21 protein-coding genes are annotated in these 20,131 nt (G+C 61.6%); 12 read left to right on the forward strand and 9 right to left on the reverse strand.

Annotated elements, in window-relative coordinates; all coding sequences use genetic code 11:
- Positions 1 to 102 precede the first annotated feature (102 nt).
- The 3 genes from AC1D3C_RS21660 (at position 103) to AC1D3C_RS21670 (ending at position 2,385) form a co-directional block, all read left to right on the forward strand.
- Positions 103 to 894 (forward strand): sulfite exporter TauE/SafE family protein, encoded by a 792-nt coding sequence (locus AC1D3C_RS21660; protein WP_477484281.1) that lies wholly within the window; start codon positions 103 to 105, stop codon positions 892 to 894.
- 164 nt (positions 895 to 1,058) lie between these two features.
- The gene (locus AC1D3C_RS21665) at positions 1,059 to 2,042 is read left to right on the forward strand and encodes a polysaccharide deacetylase family protein (RefSeq protein WP_477484282.1); all 984 of its coding nucleotides are present in this window, start codon (positions 1,059 to 1,061) and stop codon (positions 2,040 to 2,042) included.
- 172 nt (positions 2,043 to 2,214) lie between these two features.
- Complete coding sequence (locus AC1D3C_RS21670) at positions 2,215 to 2,385, forward strand: type II toxin-antitoxin system RelE/ParE family toxin (protein WP_477484345.1); 171 nt, start codon at positions 2,215 to 2,217, stop codon at positions 2,383 to 2,385.
- 1 nt (position 2,386) lies between these two features.
- Here the strand turns inward: AC1D3C_RS21670 and AC1D3C_RS21675 are convergent, their stop codons facing one another.
- Together AC1D3C_RS21675 and pdxH are read right to left on the reverse strand one after the other, a co-directional pair.
- Entirely contained in the window at positions 2,387 to 2,698 is a 312-nt protein-coding gene (locus AC1D3C_RS21675) for a helix-turn-helix domain-containing protein (RefSeq protein ID WP_477484283.1), read from the reverse strand.
- Between the two features lie 65 nt (positions 2,699 to 2,763).
- The gene (gene pdxH / locus AC1D3C_RS21680) at positions 2,764 to 3,384 is read right to left on the reverse strand and encodes a pyridoxamine 5'-phosphate oxidase (protein ID WP_477484284.1); all 621 of its coding nucleotides are present in this window, start codon (positions 3,382 to 3,384) and stop codon (positions 2,764 to 2,766) included.
- 64 nt (positions 3,385 to 3,448) lie between these two features.
- Here pdxH and AC1D3C_RS21685 point away from each other — a divergent pair, with 64 nt between their 5' ends.
- From AC1D3C_RS21685 to AC1D3C_RS21700, 4 genes are all read left to right on the forward strand, one after another.
- On the forward strand, positions 3,449 to 3,907 hold the full coding sequence (locus AC1D3C_RS21685; protein WP_247036849.1) for an RT0821/Lpp0805 family surface protein: 459 nt from the start codon (positions 3,449 to 3,451) through the stop codon (positions 3,905 to 3,907).
- Between the two features lie 278 nt (positions 3,908 to 4,185).
- Positions 4,186 to 5,382, forward strand: a complete 1,197-nt coding sequence (locus tag AC1D3C_RS21690; protein WP_477484285.1) for a DnaJ C-terminal domain-containing protein — start codon at positions 4,186 to 4,188, stop codon at positions 5,380 to 5,382.
- A 151-nt stretch (positions 5,383 to 5,533) separates the two neighbouring features.
- The gene (gene fabI / locus AC1D3C_RS21695; protein WP_477484286.1) at positions 5,534 to 6,352 is read left to right on the forward strand and encodes an enoyl-ACP reductase FabI; all 819 of its coding nucleotides are present in this window, start codon (positions 5,534 to 5,536) and stop codon (positions 6,350 to 6,352) included.
- A gap of 22 nt (positions 6,353 to 6,374) precedes the next feature.
- Entirely contained in the window at positions 6,375 to 6,962 is a 588-nt protein-coding gene (locus AC1D3C_RS21700) for a histidine phosphatase family protein (protein ID WP_477484287.1), read from the forward strand.
- A gap of 57 nt (positions 6,963 to 7,019) precedes the next feature.
- Here AC1D3C_RS21700 and AC1D3C_RS21705 read toward each other — a convergent pair whose 3' ends face one another.
- Positions 7,020 to 7,280: a DUF1344 domain-containing protein gene (locus AC1D3C_RS21705; protein ID WP_038540593.1), complete on the reverse strand. Its 261-nt coding sequence runs from the start codon at positions 7,278 to 7,280 to the stop codon at positions 7,020 to 7,022.
- A gap of 301 nt (positions 7,281 to 7,581) precedes the next feature.
- Between AC1D3C_RS21705 and AC1D3C_RS21710 the strand changes: the two genes are divergently transcribed.
- The 5 genes from AC1D3C_RS21710 to AC1D3C_RS21730 all read left to right on the forward strand — a co-directional run bounded on the left by AC1D3C_RS21710 (position 7,582) and on the right by AC1D3C_RS21730 (position 13,755).
- Positions 7,582 to 10,743, forward strand: a complete 3,162-nt coding sequence (locus AC1D3C_RS21710; protein WP_477484288.1) for a bifunctional diguanylate cyclase/phosphodiesterase — start codon at positions 7,582 to 7,584, stop codon at positions 10,741 to 10,743.
- Positions 10,744 to 10,877: 134 nt separating this feature from the next.
- Positions 10,878 to 11,990, forward strand: coding sequence for a chorismate synthase (gene aroC, locus AC1D3C_RS21715; protein WP_477484289.1), 1,113 nt, complete (start codon positions 10,878 to 10,880; stop codon positions 11,988 to 11,990).
- Between the two features lie 12 nt (positions 11,991 to 12,002).
- On the forward strand, positions 12,003 to 13,103 hold the full coding sequence (gene ribB, locus AC1D3C_RS21720) for a 3,4-dihydroxy-2-butanone-4-phosphate synthase (RefSeq protein WP_038540584.1): 1,101 nt from the start codon (positions 12,003 to 12,005) through the stop codon (positions 13,101 to 13,103).
- 89 nt (positions 13,104 to 13,192) lie between these two features.
- Positions 13,193 to 13,441 carry a BrnT family toxin gene (locus AC1D3C_RS21725; protein ID WP_255758844.1) on the forward strand — a complete coding sequence of 83 codons (249 nt, stop codon included), beginning with the start codon at positions 13,193 to 13,195 and terminating at the stop codon, positions 13,439 to 13,441.
- Positions 13,438 to 13,755, forward strand: coding sequence for a BrnA antitoxin family protein (locus tag AC1D3C_RS21730; protein ID WP_477484290.1), 318 nt, complete (start codon positions 13,438 to 13,440; stop codon positions 13,753 to 13,755). Before AC1D3C_RS21725 ends, AC1D3C_RS21730 begins: the two co-directional genes overlap by 4 nt.
- 6 nt (positions 13,756 to 13,761) lie before the next feature.
- Here the strand turns inward: AC1D3C_RS21730 and AC1D3C_RS21735 are convergent, their stop codons facing one another.
- The 6 genes from AC1D3C_RS21735 to AC1D3C_RS21760 are packed head-to-tail and all read right to left on the reverse strand — an operon-like array spanning position 13,762 to position 20,074.
- Complete coding sequence (locus tag AC1D3C_RS21735) at positions 13,762 to 14,766, reverse strand: Gfo/Idh/MocA family protein (protein WP_477484291.1); 1,005 nt, start codon at positions 14,764 to 14,766, stop codon at positions 13,762 to 13,764.
- A gap of 26 nt (positions 14,767 to 14,792) precedes the next feature.
- Complete coding sequence (gene uxuA / locus AC1D3C_RS21740; protein WP_477484292.1) at positions 14,793 to 15,968, reverse strand: mannonate dehydratase; 1,176 nt, start codon at positions 15,966 to 15,968, stop codon at positions 14,793 to 14,795.
- Between the two features lie 21 nt (positions 15,969 to 15,989).
- The gene (locus AC1D3C_RS21745; protein ID WP_477484293.1) at positions 15,990 to 17,057 is read right to left on the reverse strand and encodes an ABC transporter ATP-binding protein; all 1,068 of its coding nucleotides are present in this window, start codon (positions 17,055 to 17,057) and stop codon (positions 15,990 to 15,992) included.
- Between the two features lie 4 nt (positions 17,058 to 17,061).
- Positions 17,062 to 18,294: an AGE family epimerase/isomerase gene (locus AC1D3C_RS21750; protein WP_477484294.1), complete on the reverse strand. Its 1,233-nt coding sequence runs from the start codon at positions 18,292 to 18,294 to the stop codon at positions 17,062 to 17,064.
- 2 nt (positions 18,295 to 18,296) lie between these two features.
- The gene (locus AC1D3C_RS21755; RefSeq protein ID WP_477484295.1) at positions 18,297 to 19,190 is read right to left on the reverse strand and encodes a carbohydrate ABC transporter permease; all 894 of its coding nucleotides are present in this window, start codon (positions 19,188 to 19,190) and stop codon (positions 18,297 to 18,299) included.
- Positions 19,187 to 20,074 (reverse strand): carbohydrate ABC transporter permease, encoded by an 888-nt coding sequence (locus AC1D3C_RS21760; protein ID WP_477484296.1) that lies wholly within the window; start codon positions 20,072 to 20,074, stop codon positions 19,187 to 19,189. Before AC1D3C_RS21760 ends, AC1D3C_RS21755 begins: the two co-directional genes overlap by 4 nt.
- Positions 20,075 to 20,131 lie beyond the last annotated feature (57 nt).

A 20,131-nucleotide genomic window follows, 5' to 3' on the forward strand; every position in this document is an offset into this window, starting at 1 on the left:
AGAATGCCGATTCCAGCGCCGTGTCCAGAGGGTTTGCTTGACACCCTCACCCAAATCCCGGCAGGTGCGGGCCATCCGATCTCATCCGCATCACGGCATTCCATGGACTCCGCCAATCCGATTTCTGCCTTGCTGGACGCATGGGTTCCGGGCCACGGGGCGGCGCAGCTCGTCTTTCTTTTCCTCTCGGCGCTGATCGCCGGGCTGGCGCGCGGGTTTTCCGGGTTCGGGGGAGCGCTGATCTTCGTTCCGCTTGCAGGTGCTGCCGTCGGCCCGAAGAGCGCCCCGGCCCTGCTGCTCGTCATCGACGGGGTGACGACGCTCGGCATGCTGCCGGATGGCTGGAGGCGGGCGAACCGGCGAGAAGTGGGCACGATGCTGATCGGTACGCTGGTCGGCGTGCCGGCGGGTACGACGCTGCTGGCCCTGATCGATCCAACGGCGTTGCGCTGGCTGATTTCGGTCGTCGTGCTCTGCCTGCTGATCTTCCTGATTTCCGGCTGGCGTTACCACGGCAAGCCGAAGACGCCGCTGACCATCGGCGTCGGGGCGCTTGCCGGCCTGTTCGGCGGCGCCGCGCAACTCTCCGGTCCGCCGGTCGTCGCCTACTGGCTCGGCGGCGCCATTCCGCCGCTTACCGTGCGCGCCAATCTCATCCTTTATTTCGCGCTTTCAACGGTGATCTCGGCCACCGCCTATGTCATCGGGCACCTTTTGACGCTCGACGTCCTTGCCCTCGCACTGATCGCCGGCCCGGGTTACGGCCTCGGGGTGACCGCCGGTTCGAAACTGTTCGGATTTGCCTCCGAAGGCACCTTTCGGCGCATCTGCTTTCTGCTGATCGCCATGGCGGCGATCGTCAGCCTGCCGCTTTTCGACGCGCTACGGCCATGAGCAGGATTCAGCACGGATTATTCAGCAAGACTTAACCCGTCCAAGAGTAGGGTCGGCCTCACCGAAGTAACGTGGGCGTGATCGCGGTGGGGAACACGAAGGAGAGGTTTCAGGCGCTTTGGCGCCGGGATGTCAAACGCCGGCTTGTCGCCGGTGGCCTCGACATGGCCGCAGCGCTTGCACGTGCCGGAATGATGCCCAATGCCCGCGGCCACGGCGCCATCTTCACGCTCCATCACGTGCGGCCGAAACAGAGCCGTCCGCTGAAACCGAGCGGCCATCTCGAAGTGACGCCGGATTTCCTCGGCGAAGCGATCGAACGGCTTTCGGCGGAGGGTTACGAATTCATCCCCTTGAGCGACGTGCCGGCACGGCTTGCCGCGCCGACCAAACAGCCGTTCGCCGCCTTCACGCTCGATGACGGCTACCGAAACAATGCCGAATACGCCTTGCCGGTGTTTGCCCACTACGGCGTGCCTTTCACCATTTTCGTCACCCGCGGATTTGCCGAGCGGACCCATTCGCTGTGGTGGGAAACGGTTGCCGAGCTGCTCGGACGCGAACGCGAGGTGGCGTTCGACTTCGGCGGCGGGTCCGAGGTCCTCGACCTCACCTCCGAGGCGCGAAAATTCGATGCCTTCGACCGGTTCTCCAGCTATGTCCTCGAAGTCGAGGAATCCACCGCCGTCTCGCGGGTCGATGCGCTGGCGAGAAAACACGGCGTCGACCCGCTGAAAATCACTGCCGACCTGACCATGAATGCCGAGGAACTCCGCTCGGTCGCCGTCCATCCGCTGGCCTCGCTCGGGGCCCATACAATAAGCCACCGGGCCGTCGCCCGGCTTTCGGCGGAAGACGCCCGTGCGGAGATGAAACAGTCGGCCGACTGGATCGAGGCTTTGACCGGCGAACGGCCACAAACGATCGCCTATCCCTATGGCAGCCGCGCCGCGGTTTCAGAGCGCGACTATGCAATTGCCAAGGAACTCGGCTTTTCGGTCGCGGTCACGACCCAGCCGGGCACGATCTGCGCCAAGTACATGAACCGGCTCACCGGCCTGCCGCGCATCTCGCTCAATGGCTACTACCAGCAGCCGCGCTACGTCTCGGCCCTCGCCTCGGGCATCCCGTTCGCGATCGGGCGGTAAAGCATGGCGAAGTCCTTTGAATTCGTGAATTCTTCCGCGAAAAAGGCCTTCCTGGAACTTCCAAAGGATATCCAGATCCAATTCGCCAACGACCTTCAGCGCGTCCAGGAAGGACTACAGCCTCTCGGACTTCAAGCATCTGAAGGGCATCGGTAACGGCGTCATCGAGCTCATAGAGAACGGCAGCCCGGCCTATCGCACCGTCTATTGTGCCAAATACCTCGACACCGTTTTCATCCTGCATGCCTTCACCAAGACGACCAACGGCGTCGACCGCAAGGCAATGGACACTGTCCAGGATCGTCACAAGACGATGCTGCAAATCGTCAAGAGCCGCAAATAAGTCAGGCCGCCTCGACCACTTCACAGATTACCTTATGCTCGGCGCTGAACGATGGCTTCAGGCGCACACCGAGCTTTGCGAGATAACCAATCAGCTTGTCCGCCGAGAAAAGCTGAATCTTGCCGCGCATCAATTCGCTGACGCGGGGTTGGGAAACATCGAGAGCCTCGGCGATATCCGCCTGCTTCCATTTCCTGTCTTCGAAGATGGCAACCAGGGTGGTGAGTAGATCCGAGCGAAACCGCAGATCGGCAGCCTCGATCGGATCCTCCGTGACGACGTCAAAGATATTCTCAAAGACCAGGCGTTCCATCTTCGTCCTCGATATACGGATTTCCGTATAATCCAGATGGAAACGCATGCCTGGTCAATGATAGCTCACGGATACATCCGCACCTTTTCCCACGGGCCGTCGGCGACGGGGCGGCGGAATTCGATGCGGTCGTGCAGGCGGAACTGGCGGTCGTGCCAGAACTCGATCGATAAGGGCTTGATGCGGAAACCGGACCAGTAGGGCGGGCGCGGAATGTCGCCGATCGCGTAACGGGCGGTGTATTCGGCAACCGATTTTTCGAGCGCGAAACGGGTTTCGAGCGGGCGGGACTGTTTCGACGCCCAGGCGCCGATGCGGCTGCCGCGAGCGCGAGTGGCGTAATAGGCATCCGCCTCCGCATCGCTCACCACTTCCACCTCGCCCCGCAGGCGTACCTGTCGGCGCAGCGATTTCCAGTGGAAACACATGGCCGCCTTCTTCTGGCCGAGAATCTCGCGGCCCTTCTGGCTTTCGAAATTTGTGTAGAAGACGAAACCGTTCTCGTCATACCCCTTCAACAGGACCATGCGAACGTTCGGCATGCCGTTTTCGTCGACGGTCGCAACCGCAACGGCATTCGGATCGTTGGGTTCGGAGGCCTCGGCATCCTTCAGCCAGGCACCGAAAAGCGCGAAAGGCTCGTTCTCGGCGGTGAAGTCACCAGTTGTTAACCCGCTCTCAGACATATTGACTAAAATACTCCCAATCTCATGAAAAATGCCCGAGTTTTTCAGTCGGACAGGACGCACGGTGGTAGTGATAGCAAAGTCGAAGAGCCGCACAAAGAGGTCGTTTCTCCTCGGCAGACGGGCAGCCGCCCTCTGCCTTGCCGGGTTTTCGCTTGCCGGTTGTACCAGCAGCCTCGATCTCTTCGGAAGTTCCCCGAAAGTCGACCGCTCGATCGCGACCGGCACCGTGCCGGGCACACAGCCGCACACCGGCGCTACGCTTTCCGACGAGGCGACGGTGCGCAATGCGGTCTCCTCGGCCGATCTTGCAAAGGTCGGCGCAGCCTCGGTTCCGTGGGCGAATACCGCCACCGGCAGCGCCGGCGTCGTCTCACAGATCCGCGAGGCCCGCAACGGCGAGCAGATCTGCCGCGCCTTCACCACCACGCGTCATTCCTACGAGGGTATTGCGATGTTTTCCGGCCAGACCTGCCTCACCGGCAGCGGCGATTGGATGCTGACGGCCTTCGACCGCCAGTAGTCGCCGTCATCCCTGCCCCACACCCGATGCGGCTGCAAGGAAACGGTTTTCGCGCGTTTGCGTAATTCGTGCTGGAAACGATTCGTTTACCTTAACGAGTGCTGCCGGCGGCGGTGTAACCACTGATTCACAAGTCCTAACATAGGCTCTCCGGACGTAAGCAGTAATCTGTCCGGGACATGAGGAACCGGCGGACGACTGTCGGAGTTGTGACGAATAATGGAGGGGTCCAAGGATCAAGCGGGGACCCGCCGTTTCAGGTAACCGGTGGTCCCACGATGCGTGATCCCTATTCTCTTCTCGGCGTGAAGCGCAATGCCGAGCCCGACGAAATCAAGGCAGCCTGGCGCGCCAAGGCCAAGACCGTTCATCCCGACCAGAATCAGGACGATCCGTCTGCGACGAGCCGTTTCGCAGAGATCGGCCAGGCCTACGAGGTCCTGAAGGATCCCGAGCGCCGCAAGCGATACGACAGGGCCGCCGAGATGCACCAGACCATCATGCAGCAGCGCAATGCCGCCCGCGAAGCCGCCGAACGCGCCAAGGTCGCAAAGGCCAACGCCGAAAAGGTCATGGAAGAGCTCGCCAAGACCAATGCGCAAAACGCCAAGTCCCAGGCGCAACCGCAGGCACAGGCTCGCGGCCAATCGCAAACCCAATCACATTCCCAATCTCAGGCCCAATCTCAGGCCCAATCTCAGGCCCATCCCCAGAATCAGTCCGGCCCTGCAGGCGAAACGCCGGAGGACATGATCGAGCGTATCTTCGGCGCCGCGGCGGCCGAGCAGGCAAAAGCTCAGGCGGGCGGCACGGCGCAGGGGGGCGGCTCAGCGCAGGCGAGCGGCGATTCGGTCGAAACGGCCAAGGCAGATCCATCGGGAAGCGAGAGACCGCCGCTTCCAGCCCTTGCCATCGACCTGATCGCCTCCATCGTGCGCCGTTTCCGCGGCACGACGCCGGCTCCGGAAAAGGCACCGGATATCTCCGTCGAAGCCACGGTGACCGTCGAGGATCTCCTGAAGCTCAACACGATCACGTTGAAAATGGCCGACGACCGCGAAGTGCGCATTGCCCTGGAAAAGGGCATGACCGAAGGCCATGTGGCGCGCCTCAAGGGCCAGGGCCTCAAGCTCACCGGCATGAAATCCGGCGACCTGCTCGCCTCGATCAAGATTGCCCGCGACAGCCGTTTCCGGGTCGAGGGTTTCGATCTCCACACGACCTTGTCGATCTCGCTCGAGGATGCGGTGCTCGGCGGCGACGCATCGGTCGAGACACCGGACGGCAATCGCAGCATCAGCATTCCGGCCTGGTCCGGTTCCGACCAGACGATCCGGCTGGAGGGCCTCGGCCTCCATGATGATGCGGGCGGCCGCGGCGATCTCGTCGTCGAGCTGCGCGTCGTCCTGTGGGAAAAGCCGAACGAAAAGGTCACCGACCTGATGCGGCACATGCGCCACGGACTGTATGTCTGACGGGCCTTGCCCAGTATGACAGTTTTGCGTCGGTATTCACCGCTGCGCACCCTTTGTTACGGCTACTAACACGAGATGATCCAACTCAGCTTGAACCCTTGAGCCGCCTATGTCATAGGCAGCGTTCATCTAAGGTATCAGGGGACTATGAATGGTTCAGGCTTCCGGCCTCATGGCAGGCAAACGCGGTCTCATCATGGGCGTTGCCAATAATCGTTCGATCGCGTGGGGCATTGCCAAGGCCATCCACAGCCAAGGCGGGGAAGTTGCATTCACCTACCAGGGCGATGCACTCAAGAAGCGGGTTGAGCCGCTGGCTGGAGAACTGGGCGCCTACATGGCCGGCCATTGCGACGTCGGCGACGAATCGACCATCGACGAGGTCTTCGCAAATCTCGAAAAGCACTGGGGCAAGATCGACTTCCTCGTGCATGCAATCGGCTTTTCCGACAAGGACGAGCTGACCGGCCGTTACGTCGACACCTCGGCTGACAACTTCGCCAAGACGATGCAGATCTCGGTCTATTCCTTCACGTCGGTCGCAAGGCGGGCGGAAAAGCTGATGACCGACGGCGGCTCGATGCTGACCCTCACCTATTATGGTGCCGAAAAGGTCATGCCGAACTATAACGTCATGGGTGTCGCCAAGGCCGCGCTCGAAGCCAGCGTCAAATATCTCGCCGTCGATCTCGGTCCGAAGAACATCCGCGTCAACGCGATCTCGGCCGGGCCGATCAAGACGCTTGCCGCTTCCGGCATCGGCGACTTCCGCTACATCCTCAAGTGGAACGAGTACAATGCGCCGCTGCGCCGTACCGTTACCATCGAGGAAGTGGGCGATGTCGGCCTCTACATGCTGTCCGACCTATCGCGGTCCGTCACCGGCGAAACCCATCACGCAGACAGCGGCTACCATGTCGTCGGCATGAAGGCCGTCGATGCGCCGGACATTTCGGTCATCAAGGACTGATGCTCTTCCAGGGACGTCTGCCGTGCTCATCTACATGATCCGCCACGGGCAGACGGACTGGAATGCCGAAGGCCGGCTGCAGGGCCAGCAGGACATTCCGCTCAATACTCTCGGCCGTTCTCAGGCAACGCGGAACGGCGAGCGGCTGCGCGAGATGATCGGCGCGGCCGAAGGTTTCTCCTTCGTTGCCAGCCCGCTGTCGCGGACCCGCGAAACAATGGAACGGCTGCGCACCGCCATGGGGCTGGATCCCCTCGCCTACCGGATCGACGAGCGGCTGGTCGAAGTCTCCTTCGGCGACTGGGAAGGCCATACGCTCGAGGAGATCAGCCGGATTTCTCCGGACCGACTCGCCACCCGGGCCGAGCAGAAGTGGAGCTTCATTCCGCCGGGCATCTCTGCCGAAAGCTATGAGATTCTCTGCTGGCGGATCGGCGCCTGGCTGCAGTCCATTGACGGTCCGACCGTGTGCATCAGCCACGGCGGGGTGATCCGCTCGCTCTTCCGGCTGATCGGCAATCTCGACGAAGACGAGGCGGCCACCGTTCCGACCCCACAGGACCGCATCCTGATGATCGATACCGACCTCAGCCGGATGGCATGGCTCTGATCGGAATATCCGCAGCGCAGCGGATATTCTAAATTATACTTCGCTAATTCTGCGGTATTACTGAACGATCTGGAGATCGTCGACGACACGGTTGCCATCGACGACCGTGTAGAAGACCAGCACTTTCACGCCGGCCTTCAAGCCCTCGAAATTGAATTCCTCGGGCACTTTATAGGTCTTTCCGTCGTCGAGCGTTAAGTTGAGCGCCTTCGCATCCACGGCCTTGATCGTGGCTTCGACGTCGGCACTTTGAGCCCAGCTGTTGAGGGGCGAAAAGATGCTGGCAGTGGCAAGCAGAGCAGCAATCAGGATGCGCATGGTCGGAAGCCTTGATGAGGTCGATGATGTCTTGTTCCGACGCACAGATAGCCTCCCGATTGTGGCAAAAATCGCCCGTTACCGTGACATTTTGCGTATAAGTAATGACCTGATTGTTAACGCTTTTCAAGGGTGGGATACCGCCCTGCGGGGGGACCCGGCGGCATTTGCGAAACCAATCCCAAGTATTCCCTTACAATAAATCGGACCAAAGTTTGTAGGGTGCCGTGAAAGCGTAAATTAACCCCCGCCCCATAGGCTCGACCGTCTGCCACAGGGGTTAATGAGAAGGTTCGCGCACGTGAAATTCTGGCCGTCGTCCGGTTCCAAATCACTGCGCTTCGCACGCAGCACCAAGACCCCGACGACAATCGCGTTCGTTATCACCCTTGCTGTCATCTCGATCGGCGTCATCATCGACCAACGTTACACCGAAGGCTTTCGCAGCGACCTGCGGGCAACGACGGAAAAAGTCGGCGGCCTGTTGGCGCGGCGCCTCATCGTACGCGTAGAGACCGACATCGCCGCCACCGATCATCTGGTTCACGTGCTGAGGGACGATTTCAGCGGATCGACAGATACATTCAAGCGCCATGTCGAAAAGCAACTTGGCGAAGTCACGCATTTTTCGGGCGTCGCGGTCGCACCCAATTTCGAGCTTGCCCAGGTCATCACGCGCGACGGCATTGTCGGCGGCGGGGCGGGCAAGATCGGCAAAATCGATCTGCTGCGCCTTGCAAACGACCTGAAATCCGTGAGCGGCCGCAACCGCGTATCTCTGCTGAGCGGCACCCAGGAAGGAGATTTGACGCTCGTCGTACCGGTGTCGAAGGAAGAGGACGGTGGGGACCTTTGGGGCGCGATCGCCGTGCTGATCGATAAGCAGGGCCTGATGGAGGCATCCGGCGTCACCTTCTCCCCTGCCGCGGCAAGGAAACCGAACCTGATCAATCTCGACTGGCTGAACGTCGTTCTGCGGGACGACGACAGGCCGCAATATTTCGCCTTCTTCGGCAATGATTCCATCGAAAACCAGTCTCCGATGAAATGGACGGTGCCCATCAACGGCGCCAACTGGACGCTGCTTGCCGCTCCCCGTTCCGGTTGGGACATCGTGCCGCCCAACCAGCTCGGGTTCCGCCTCGCCATCATGCTTGCCGCACTCGGGGTGATCGTGCCGATCTTCATCGCCACCTCGCTGATTTCCGAACGCAACCGCAATATCGAGGCACTGAAGGCCCGTGAGCTTAATCTCATCGAGCTGTCGCAGCGCTTCAACCTTGCCATGGAAGCCTCCAATATCGGCATCTGGGAGGTGACGGGCAACGGCAACAGTCTGTTCTGGGACAAGCGGGCCGCGGGGCTGCACGACAAGCCGGCAGCCAGCGAGGGCAACCGTCTCTACGACTGGCTCGGATCGATCTATCCGCCGGATCGGACGGCAGCGGAGACACATTTCGCCGACTGCGCCTCCTGCAACACGCCCTGTAGCGAAACCTACCGGGTGCAGTTGCCGGACGGCACGCTGCGATACCTGAAATCGGCAGGCGCGAACTATCGCAATGCCGACGGCACCCTGCGCACCACCGGCATTGTCTGGGACGTCACCGGCGACGTGGTGATGACGCAGACGCTGCGCAACGCCAAGGAAAATACCGACATCAAGAATGCCGAACTGGAACTGGCGCTCGATGAACTGTCGAACCGCGAGCAGGACCTGGAAGAGCTGTCGAGCCGCCTCGATCTGGCGCTTGATTCCTACAATTGCGGCATATGGGAATCCAATCCGGTCACGCATATCGAAACCTGGGACGCCCGGATGTGCCAGTTGCACGGCATCCCCTTTACCGACGGCTTCATCCGGGTCGACACCTGGATCGAGCTCATCCATCCCGACGATCGGGAGCACGCCAAGCGCAGCTCCTACAATTTCACCGAGAACTTCCTGGCGGGTCCACTGGTCGTGCGCGTGCCCCAACCGGATGGTTCGATCCGCTATATCCGCTCCATCGGCAAGGTGCATACGATGCGCGACGGATCCCAGAAGGTGGTGGGCATTGCCTTCGACGTTACCCAGGACGCGATCCTGACCCGGGAACTGAAAGCCGCCAAGGACGAGGCCGACGCCAAGAACGCCGAACTCGAACTCGCCAAGAGCCGCATCGAGCACAATTCGCTGCATGACCCGCTGACCCTGCTCGCCAACCGCCGCAAGCTCGACATGGAGCTCGACCGGCTCTCGCGCTCCAGCCACAACGAGCGCCAGAAATTCTCGATCCTGCATCTCGATCTCGACCGCTTCAAGCAGATCAACGACACGCTCGGCCACGCGGCGGGCGACGCGATGCTCGTACACGCCTCACGCATCCTGTCGCGCAACGTCCGCGGCAGCGATATCGTCGCGCGTATCGGCGGCGACGAATTCGTCATCCTCGCCACCGACAATTCGAGCACCGAGGAGGTAAGTCAGCTCGCTCAGCGCATCATCGCCGAATTCCACCAGCCGATCGACTTTGAAGGTTTCGCCTGCCGCTGCGGCGTATCCATCGGCATCGCCCAGGCAAGCGGCATGAATGTCGATGCACGCCGCACGCTCGTCAATGCCGATATCGCGCTCTACCGGGCGAAGGGCATGGGCCGCAACCGCTATGAATTCTTCACGCAGAACCTGCAGGCCGAGATCGTCAGCCACAAGCGCACCGCCGACGAGGTCCTTACCGGTATCGACAATGACGAATTCATCACCTTCTACCAGCCGCAGTTCGATGCCCGCACCAACCAACTGACCGGCGTCGAGGCGCTGATCCGCTGGAACCATCCGCATCACGGAATTCTTGCGCCCGACCGGTTCCTCAAGATTGCAGAGGATTTGAACGTCTCGGCAGCACTCGACCATATCGTGCTCCAGACGGTGCTGAAGGACAAGATGCGCTGGGCTGCACTCGGCGTCCGGGTGCCGAAGGTTTCCGTCAACGTCTCCTCAAAACGCCTCAATGACGAAGCGCTGATCGACACGCTGCAGACGCTGGCGATCGTGCCCGGCGAGATTTCCTTCGAACTGGTGGAATCGATCTTCCTCGACGAGAGCGAAGCGGCCGCGACCAGCAATCTCGAACGCATCAAGGAACTCGGCATCGACATCGAGATCGACGATTTCGGCACCGGCCATACCTCGATCGTCAGCCTTTTGAAACTGAAGCCGAAACGGCTGAAGATCGACCGGCAGCTCGTCATGCCGATCCTGACCTCGCCGCAGGAACGCGCGCTGGTGCGCTCGATCATCGACATTGCCCGTTCGCTCGGCGTCGAAACGGTGGCGGAAGGCGTCGAGACCATGCAGCATGCGAGCCTTCTGCGCGAACTCGGCTGCGACCTGCTGCAGGGTTATGCCTTCGCCCGGCCGCTTTCCTTCGACGATTTCACCGCAGCCGCGCATGCGGGCTGGCGCAGGGCCGCCGCCTAGAACCATCATTGTTCACCATTTCCGGCGCGACAGTTCTGCCAAGAAAGACTTGTCGCCCGGCAACCTTTTCCATATGACAACCGCGTCAGAAGTTGGCGAAAGGCCAGCTCCGCCACAGCTGGTCCTGTAACGCCATGTCGCACAACACTTTCGGTCACCTTTTCCGTGTCACCACCTGGGGCGAAAGCCATGGCCCGGCGCTCGGCTGCGTGGTCGACGGCTGCCCGCCCGGCATCCGCTTCACGCTGGCTGAAATCCAGGCCTGGATGGACAAGCGCAAGCCCGGACAGTCGCGCTTCGTGACGCAGCGCCGCGAGGACGACATCGTCAAGGTACTCTCCGGCGTGATGATGGATGCCGACGGCGAGACGATGATCTCGACCGGTACGCCAATCTCCATGCTGATCGAGAATACCGACCAGCGCTCCAAGGACTACGGCGAGATCGCCCGCCGCTACCGTCCCGGCCATGCGGACTATACCTATGACGTCAAATACGGCATCCGCGACTATCGCGGCGGCGGCCGTTCTTCGGCCCGCGAGACGGCAGCCCGCGTTGCCGCCGGCGCGCTCGCCCGCAGGATCGTACCGGGCGTCCAAATCCGCGCCGCGCTGATCCAGATCGGCAAGCACAGAATAGATCGTGCCAACTGGGATTGGGATCAGGTCGGCCAGAACCCGTTCTTCTGCCCGGACGCGGCGATGGTGCCCGTCTGGGAAGACTATCTCGACGGCATCCGCAAAGCCGGATCCTCGATCGGCGCCGTGGTGGAAGTGATCGCCGAAGGCGTGCCCGCCGGCCTCGGTGCACCGGTCTATGGCAAGCTCGATCAGGATATCGCCAGCCTTCTGATGTCGATCAACGCCGTCAAGGGCGTCGAGATCGGCGACGGTTTCGGTGTCGCCGAACTTTCCGGCGAGGAAGACGCCGACGAGATGCGCATGGGCAATGACGGCAAGCGCATTTTCCTCTCCAACCATGCAGGCGGCATTCTCGGCGGCATCTCGACCGGCGAGGCGGTTGTCGCCCGCTTCGCGATCAAGCCCACTTCCTCCATTCTCACCGAGCAGCGCTCGATCGACGTCGACGGCAACAATGTCGAAGTCCGCACCAAGGGCCGCCACGACCCTTGCGTCGGCATCCGCGCCGTACCGATCGGCGAGGCGATGGTTGCATGCGCGATTGCCGATCACTATCTCCGCGACCGGGCCCAGATTGGCTCCAGTATTACCGGGCGAAATCTCTAGGAAACAACATCCATGGCCTATGATCAGAAGCGCGTCGTCGACGCCCTCCGCGCCTTCGAAGCCGGCGAAATCGTCGTCGTCACCGATGACGACGACCGCGAAAACGAAGGCGACCTTATCGTCGCCGCAGTCCATTGCACGCCGGACAAGATGGCCTTCATCGTGCGCCACACGTCGGGCATCGTCTGCGCGCCGATGCCGCGCGAGGAGGCCAAACGGCTCAACCTCAATGCCATGGTGGCGGAAAACGACAGCGCACATACGACCGCCTTCACCGTCACCGTCGATTTCAAGCACGGCACGACGACCGGCATTTCGGCCGAGGACCGGACGCTGACCGTTCGCAATCTCGCCAATCCGAATGTCGGCGCGAGCGATTTCGTGCGGCCCGGTCATATCTTCCCGCTGATCGCCCGCGAAGGCGGCGTGCTGATGCGCTCCGGTCATACGGAGGCGGCCGTCGACCTCTGCAGGCTCGCCGGCCTTCCGCCGATCGGCGTCATCTGCGAACTCGTCAACGATGACGGCACCGTGACGCGCGGCCAGCAGGTTACCGACTTTGCCGCGAAACATGGCTTGAAGCAGGTTTCCGTCGCCGACCTGATCGCCTACCGCCAGCGCAAGGAAACGCTGATCGAGCTGCAGACGTCGTTCGACGTCGAGACACCGCATGGCAAGGCGAAGGCACATGCCTATTCGCTGCCCTGGGACCCGATGCAGCATGTAGCGGTGATTTTCGGCGACATCCGCGACGGCGTCGATATCCCCGTCCGCCTGCATCTCGAAAACGTCACCCGTGACGTGTTCGGCACGCAGCGCTCGGTCGATCGTTACATGGCGAAAATCGAGGAAGAGGGTCGCGGCGTGATCATCTACCTGCGCGAAGGCTCGGTCGGGGTCGGCCAGAAGGATCATGGTCGCAAGCTGCGTCAGGACCAGGAGGGCCATGCCGAAGCTCAGGCCCGCGAGAGCGAATGGCTGGAAATCGGCCTCGGCGCGCAGATCCTCAAGGATCTCGGCGTCACCTCGATCAAGCTGCTGACCCGCAGCGAGCGCCACTATGTCGGCCTCGAAGGTTTCGGCATCAAGATCGCCGAAACGGTGATCTGCTGATCGCCCTCAATCCTTAGGGTTGCAAAAGGTTTCGGACCGTTCCATCGTCGCTCGTTGTCGGGCGGCGATTTTTCGTGTACGGATAATAGTTGAAGATCATTTGGGACGAGACGAAGCGGCTGGCGAATATCGAGAAGCACAATCTCGATTTCGCGGATCTTTATTTCGATTTTTTTCTAACCTCGGCCATCGTGCCTGCAAGAAATGGCCGGATGAAAGCCATTGGTCGCCTGAAAGACGGCGTAGTCGCAGCGATCTTCGTGAAACTCGGTTCGGAAGCGCTGTCGGTCATTTCGATGCGTCCCGCCCGAAAGGATGAAAGGAGCCTGATCGAATGAACATCAAGGCCCAGAAACAGAAAGAATTCCAACCCGGCCGTGGTTACACCAAGGAAGACTGGGATGAAGTCTCCGACAATCCTCCCTGGACGGAGGAGGAGTTGAAGAGCGCCCGGCCGTTCCGAGAAGTGTTTCCCGAGATCGCCGCAAAAATGGAACAGGCGATCGCCGCTCGTGGCCGGCCGAAGCTTGAGGCGCCGAAGGTGGCCGTGACGCTCAGGCTCGATCCGGACGTGCTCGAAAAATTCAAGGCGTCCGGCAAGGACTGGCGGGCCAAAATGACCGAGGAGCTGCGCAAGGCAGCCGGCCTCTGAGACGGTCTACCGGCCGGCAGCCAGGATTTCCGCGATGAAGCGGTGAGCCTTGAGCGCATCTTCGCCGGTGACGCGCAGCGGTGCACCGGTTCGAACCGCATCGATGAAATTCCCGATCAGGGCGCGGTGCATTTCATGGCCGAAGGCCATCGGGTTGGCCCCTGCTCCGCTGCCGGTTTTCTCGCCGCCTTCCGTGATGCTGGTGCCGTCCATGAAGGCGGCTTTCAGCATATCGCCGGTCAAGACTGCCGTACCGTGGGTGCCGAGCAGCTCGATGCGCTCCGGCAGGCCGGGATAGGCGCAGGTGGTGGCGTTGAGCGTCCCTATCGCCCCGTTTTCGAACGCGAAGGTCGCCGTCACCAGATCCTCGGTTTCCATCGCATGGATAGGGCTGGTGCGGACGAAGGAGCAGACGTCTTTCGGGGTACCGGCATAACTCAGCAGCAAGTCGATCGTGTGGATGCCCTGGGTCAGCAGCACGCCGCCGCCGTCGCGTGCCATCGTGCCGCGGCCCTCGACGTCGTAATAGCTCTGGGGTCGCCAATTGCGGATCGCAACGGAGGCCTCGATCAGTTGCCCCAACCGCTCGGATTTGACGATCTCGTCGAGTTTCAGCGCCGCCGCGCGAAAACGGTTCTGCAGCACCATGGCCAGCAGCACACCCGCTTGCCTCGCAGCACGGACGATCGCTTCCGAGCGCTCGAACGAGATATCAAGCGGCTTTTCCAGCAGGATATGCTTTTTCGCCGCCGCGCAGCGCTCTACGAGTTCCAGATGGCTGCTCGGCGGGGTGAGGATCAGCACCGCCTCGATCGATGTGTCAGCGAAGATGGCGTCGAGATCGCCGGTCGTAGGGATCGTGGGGTATTGGGCGGCGAAGGTTTCCCGACGGGCTGCGGTCTGGCTGTAGGCGGCGACGCATTCGATGCGGTCCGACAGGTCGAGCAAGGAGCGAGCATGGTGCCCTGCTGCCATGCCGAGCCCGATGATTGCTACTTTCAATTTCGTCATATTATCCTCCCCCTCAAGATCTGCTGTCAGCCGAGAACTTCGAGCGTGCGCATGATGCCGCGCAGCTCCGCCAGTCCTTTCAGTCGCCCGATGCAGGAATAACCGGGATTGACGCGTCTGCCTATGTCGTCGACGATCGCGTGTCCGTGGTCCGGTCGCATCGGGATCTGCCAGTCCACCCTGCCCTCGGCCTCGCGGCGCTTCTCTTCAGCCATCAGCGCCATGGTGACCCGCACCATGTCCGTATCCCCGTCCAGATGCTCGGCCTCATGGAAGGAGCCGTCGCCTTCCTTGGTGACGTTGCGCAGGTGGGCGAAATGGATGTCGTTTGCGAACTCCTTCGCCATCGCGACCAGATCGTTCTCCGGATTGGCGCCATAGGAGCCGGTACAGAGCGTAATGCCGTTCGAGGGCGACTTGACGGCCGCTAGCAGTGCGCGTGCGTCGGAAGCCTTGCAGACGACGCGCGGCAGGCCGAACAGCGGGAACGGCGGATCGTCCGGATGGATCGCCATCCTGACGCCAGCCTCTTCGGCGACGGGGATGATCTCATCTAAGAACATGAAGAGGTTTTCGCGGAATCCGCCTTCCTGCAGTTCCTTGTAGATATCCAGCATGCGGTTGAGGCTCTGCCGGTCATAGACGAATTCGCGGGCCGGCACCCATTCGATCAGGTTGCGTTCCAGTCGGGCGAGATCGCCCTCGCTCGCCGTCTTCAGCCAGGCTTGAGCCTTGGCGACGCGGTCGGCCGGATGATCGGCTTCGGCGCCGGGACGCTTCAGCATGAAGACATCATAGGCGCAGAACTCGACGACATCGAAGCGCAGCGCCGTGCCGCCATGCGGCATCTCGTATTCGAGATCTGTGCGCGTCCAGTCGGTGATCGCCATGAAATTGTAGCAGACCGTCTTGATGCCGGCCTTGGCGACGGCGCGGATCGAGGCCTTGTAGTTGTCGATCAGCTCGCGGTACCGGCCGGTGCGGGTCTTGATGTCTTCGTGGACGATGATGCTTTCCACCACCGACCATGTGAGCCCCGCCGCCTCGATGATCGCCTTGCGCTTGGCGATCTCGTCGTCGGGCCAGACCCGGCCATCGTTGAGGTGATGCAGCGCACTGACGATGCCCGTCGCGCCGGCCTGTTTCACATGCGAAAGCGTGACCGTATCGTCCGGCCCGAACCAGCGCCAAGTCTGTTCCATCCTATTGCTACCTTATGCTTGTCAGCCGAGCCGCATGCCGGTGGTGGCATCGAAGATGTGGCTGTTGGTGGGCGCGAGCGCCAGATTGAGCACTTCGCCGGTCTTGATGAAAAGCCGCTCGCGCAGCTGCGCCGAGAATTTCTGGCCGTCGACGGTGCCCTGAACGAAGGTTTCCGAGCCGGTCGGCTCGATATTGGCGACCGTCATCGGAATGCCCTCGTTTCCGGAGGCGATGGCGAGATGTTCCGGCCGGATACCGTAGCTGACAGCGGTGCCGGGGGGAGCGGAAGCCTCCGGGCCGAGCGGCAGGCGGACGCAGTTTTCGGTCAGCACGGACTTACGATCCTCAGCCACCGTGCCGGAGAGGAAATTCATCGAGGGCGAGCCGATGAAGCTGGCGACGAAGGTGTTAACCGGCTTGTCGTAGAGCTCCAGCGGCGCGCCGACCTGCTCGACAATGCCATCCCGCATCACCACGATCCGGTCCGCCATGGTCATCGCCTCGATCTGGTCGTGGGTGACGTAGACGGTGGTGGTCTTGATGCGGGCGTGGATGTCCTTGAGTTCCGCGCGCATCTGGACGCGCAGTTTGGCGTCGAGGTTGGAAAGCGGCTCGTCGAACAGGAAAACCTTGGGGTTGCGGACGATGGCGCGGCCCATGGCGACGCGCTGGCGCTGGCCGCCGGAGAGCTGTTTCGGGTAACGCTTGAGGTAATCGGTGAGCCCCAGGATACGCGCTGCGTCGGTGACCCGCTCGGCGATCTCCTCCTTGGATTTCTTGGCCAATCGCAGCGAAAAACCCATGTTCTCGGCGATCGTCATATGCGGATAAAGCGCATAATTCTGGAAAACCATGGCGATGTCGCGGTTTTTCGGCTCGACCTCGTTGATGACGCGCCCGTCGATGCGGATCGTGCCGCCGGAGATGTCTTCGAGGCCGGCGATCATCCGCAACAGCGTGGACTTGCCGCAGCCGGAGGGGCCGACAAGGACGACAAACGCGCCATCCGGCACGTCGACCGACACGCCCTTGATGGTCTCGACGTCGCCATAGGCCTTGCGGACGTTCTGGATTTCAACGGAAGCCATGTACTTATCCTGAAACTGTTCGGGTTTGGGGCTTCAGCCGATCTGCGGCGTGAATGGCTGCGAGCAGGCTAAGGCCGGTGTGGTAGCCGGGATCGAGATCCGGCGTGGCGGGCACGAAATCGACGGGGCCGTCCTTCGTTTTGGTCTGGTAGGCGATCGGCGGGGTGCCGCGCCAGTAGCGCTCGAAGAACGTGGCGTGGGCGGCTTTCCAGACATCGAGGCTTTCGGCACTGCCGGTGCGCTCATGAACAAGGGCGGCGGAACGGATCGTTTCCGGCAGCGACCACCAGGGGCAATAGGGGCTCTGCGCGTCGCCGGTCTTGATGGACACCGTAAGCGTGATACCGGGGCTGACGAAGCCTTTCTTGAAGGATGAAACGAGGATGCGCTCCAGTTTGTCGATCAGGGCCGGGTCGGCGGTGTCGTCGAGGTAGTCGAGCGCAAAGCCGACGAACTCGATTCCGTGGCCGACATTGCAGTTATCCTCGCCTGGTACGTTGCGCAGCAGACCGGTTGCGGCGTCATAGTGCCTGTCGATGACATGGGCGATGAAACGGTCGGCAAAGGCAAGATGCGCCGTGTGGCCGGCGCGTTTCAGCATGCCGGCTGCACCGAGCAGGATCATCCGCGGGCCGAAATCGTCGGATTGCGCGGCGAGGCTGTCGAGCGACAGCGGCCGGCGTTCGTCCATCTGGAAACGGCCGGTTTCGATGGCAGTGATCACCCTGTCGAAATAAACGAGGTGGTCGGCGATTTCCGGCAGACCGTAACGGCTGGCGGCGGCGACCAGCCCCTTGGCCACGAAGGCGTCGGAATAGGTGTAGATCAGCGCCGGTTTTTCCTGAACATGGAGAACGTTGGACTGATCCGTATAAACGGCCTGCATGTCGCGGTCGTAGCAGAAATAGGCGTGGCCATCCGGCTTCTGCAAGGCGGCCAGTAGTTCGTAGAGACGGCGGCCGGCGGCATCGAGCTTTTTGGCGAGCGGCGGCAGCTCGTCTTCAAAGAACTCCGCATGTCCGACCAAGGCCTCCAGCCCGCGGCCCTGGATCCAGCCATAGGTGTAGTCAGGCCCACGGACGCCGTCCTCCGCGCCATAATCCTTCAGCGTCAGGCTGTTCTGCTTGGTGTTCAGAAACCCGCCGCCGAGCATCGGCCGCTGCAGCATCCAGTAGAGCGTGCCAGCGTTGGCTGCGGCATAGGTGGTGCGGGCTTCCGCGAAAAAATCCAGCGCCATGGTCACTCCTTGAGGCCGGTGCTGGCGACACCCTGCACGAAGTTGCGGCGCAGGACGACGAAGAGCAGGATGGATGGAATGAGGACCGTGGCGGAGGCGGCGCTGAGGCGGCCGAGATCGACCGTGAAGCCGGTCTGGAACAGCGCCAGCCCGACCTCGATCGTATAGCTGGTGCGGGTCGTGGTAACGATCATCGGCCAGGCGAAGGCGGTCCAGGCCTGGAAGAAGGCGAGCACGGCGAGTGCGCCGAGTGCGCCGCGCAAGAGCGGCAGGACGATGTGCAGGAAAATCCAGAACTCGCCGGCGCCGTCGATGCGGGCGGCTTCCAGCAGTTCGTCGGGGATCGAGTGGATGACGTTCTGGCGGATCAAAAAGATGCCGAAACTCATCACCAGATAACCGAGCAGCAGGCCCCAGACGGAATTGAGGATGCCGAGGCTTTTTGCCTGGAAATAGAGCGGGATCATGTAGACCTCGAACGGCACGATGGCAGTTGCGAGGAACAGCGCGAAGAGGATGTTCAGCGTCCGAAAGCGGAATTTTCCGAAGACATAACCGGCGATCGCGGACGTCGCGACGATGGCGATCGTCGACATCACCGCAAAGGCGATGCTGTTGCCGATCCAGCGCAGGAGCGGCGTTTCACCAAGCACGGCCGAGAAATTGGCGATGGTCGGGTCGCGCGGGATGATGGTCGGCGGCCAGCTGAGCATTTCGGCCGGCGTCTTGAAGGCGTTGGCGACCAGGAAGACCAGCGGCAGCAGCATCAGGATCGAGACGATGATCAGGAACACGTCGATTGCGAAGTTCATCACCCGCTTCTTGCGGCGCAGGCGCAGGCCTTCGGCAAGCTCTTCGGTGGTCGGCTCGACATAGTTCACGGTGTTGGTGGTCATGCCTTGCCCCTTTCCCGCAGCATCGAGAACTGGATGAGCGTCAGCCCCAGCACGATGACCAGAAGCACGACGGCTTCGGAGGCTGCGTAGCCGACGCGGTAATTGCGAAAACTGTTTTCCAGCATGTCGAGAACCAGCACCCGCACCTGCCGTCCGGGCGCCCCTTGCGCATCGGACGCCAGTACGAAGGCCTGGGCATAGACGTTGAAACCGGAGACCAGCGTCACGACCGAGACGTAGAGGGTGATGGGTTTCAGCATCGGGATCGACAGGTACCAGAAGCTCTGCGGCCCGGAGGCACCATCGAGCTTGGCGGCTTCATAAAGCGAGACCGGCAGGTTCTTGAAACCGACGATATAGATCAGCACCGCATATCCCAGCGCCTGCCAGGAGCAGAGCACGATGATGCAGATGACCGACAGGACCGGATCGAACAGCCAGGATTGTGCCGGGATGCCGAAGAAGGTCAAAAGCGCGTTGAGCGGCCCGAGGCGGGCATCAAAGATCCATTTCCACGCCATGGCGGCGGGAACCAGAGACACGACATGCGGAATGAAGACCGCGGTCTCGTAAAAACCGGCCATCCGAGAGCGGGTGCGGTGGAAGATCAGCGCGGCGATGACCAGCGCCATCGGGATGGTCAGGATCAAGACGCCGAAGGCGATGATCGTGGTGTTGACCAGCGCATCGATGAACAGGTGGTCGCCTGTCAGCTCGCGGAAATTCGCGAGGCCGACGAAGGGCTTGTTCTTCGACAGGATGTCCCACTTGAAAAGGCTGAGCCTCAGCGTGTCGGCGATCGGATAAAGCCGGACATAGGCAAAGAGTGCCAGGGTCGGCAAAATCGCAAGGATCGCAAAAATCCATCTTTTGCGCTTCAGCATAAATTTGGCCTGTAGACAGCAGGGTTCGGCCGCGGCGCGGGTCGGACCCTGGACCCC

The organism is Neorhizobium sp. P1_A6 (genome assembly GCF_056406795.1).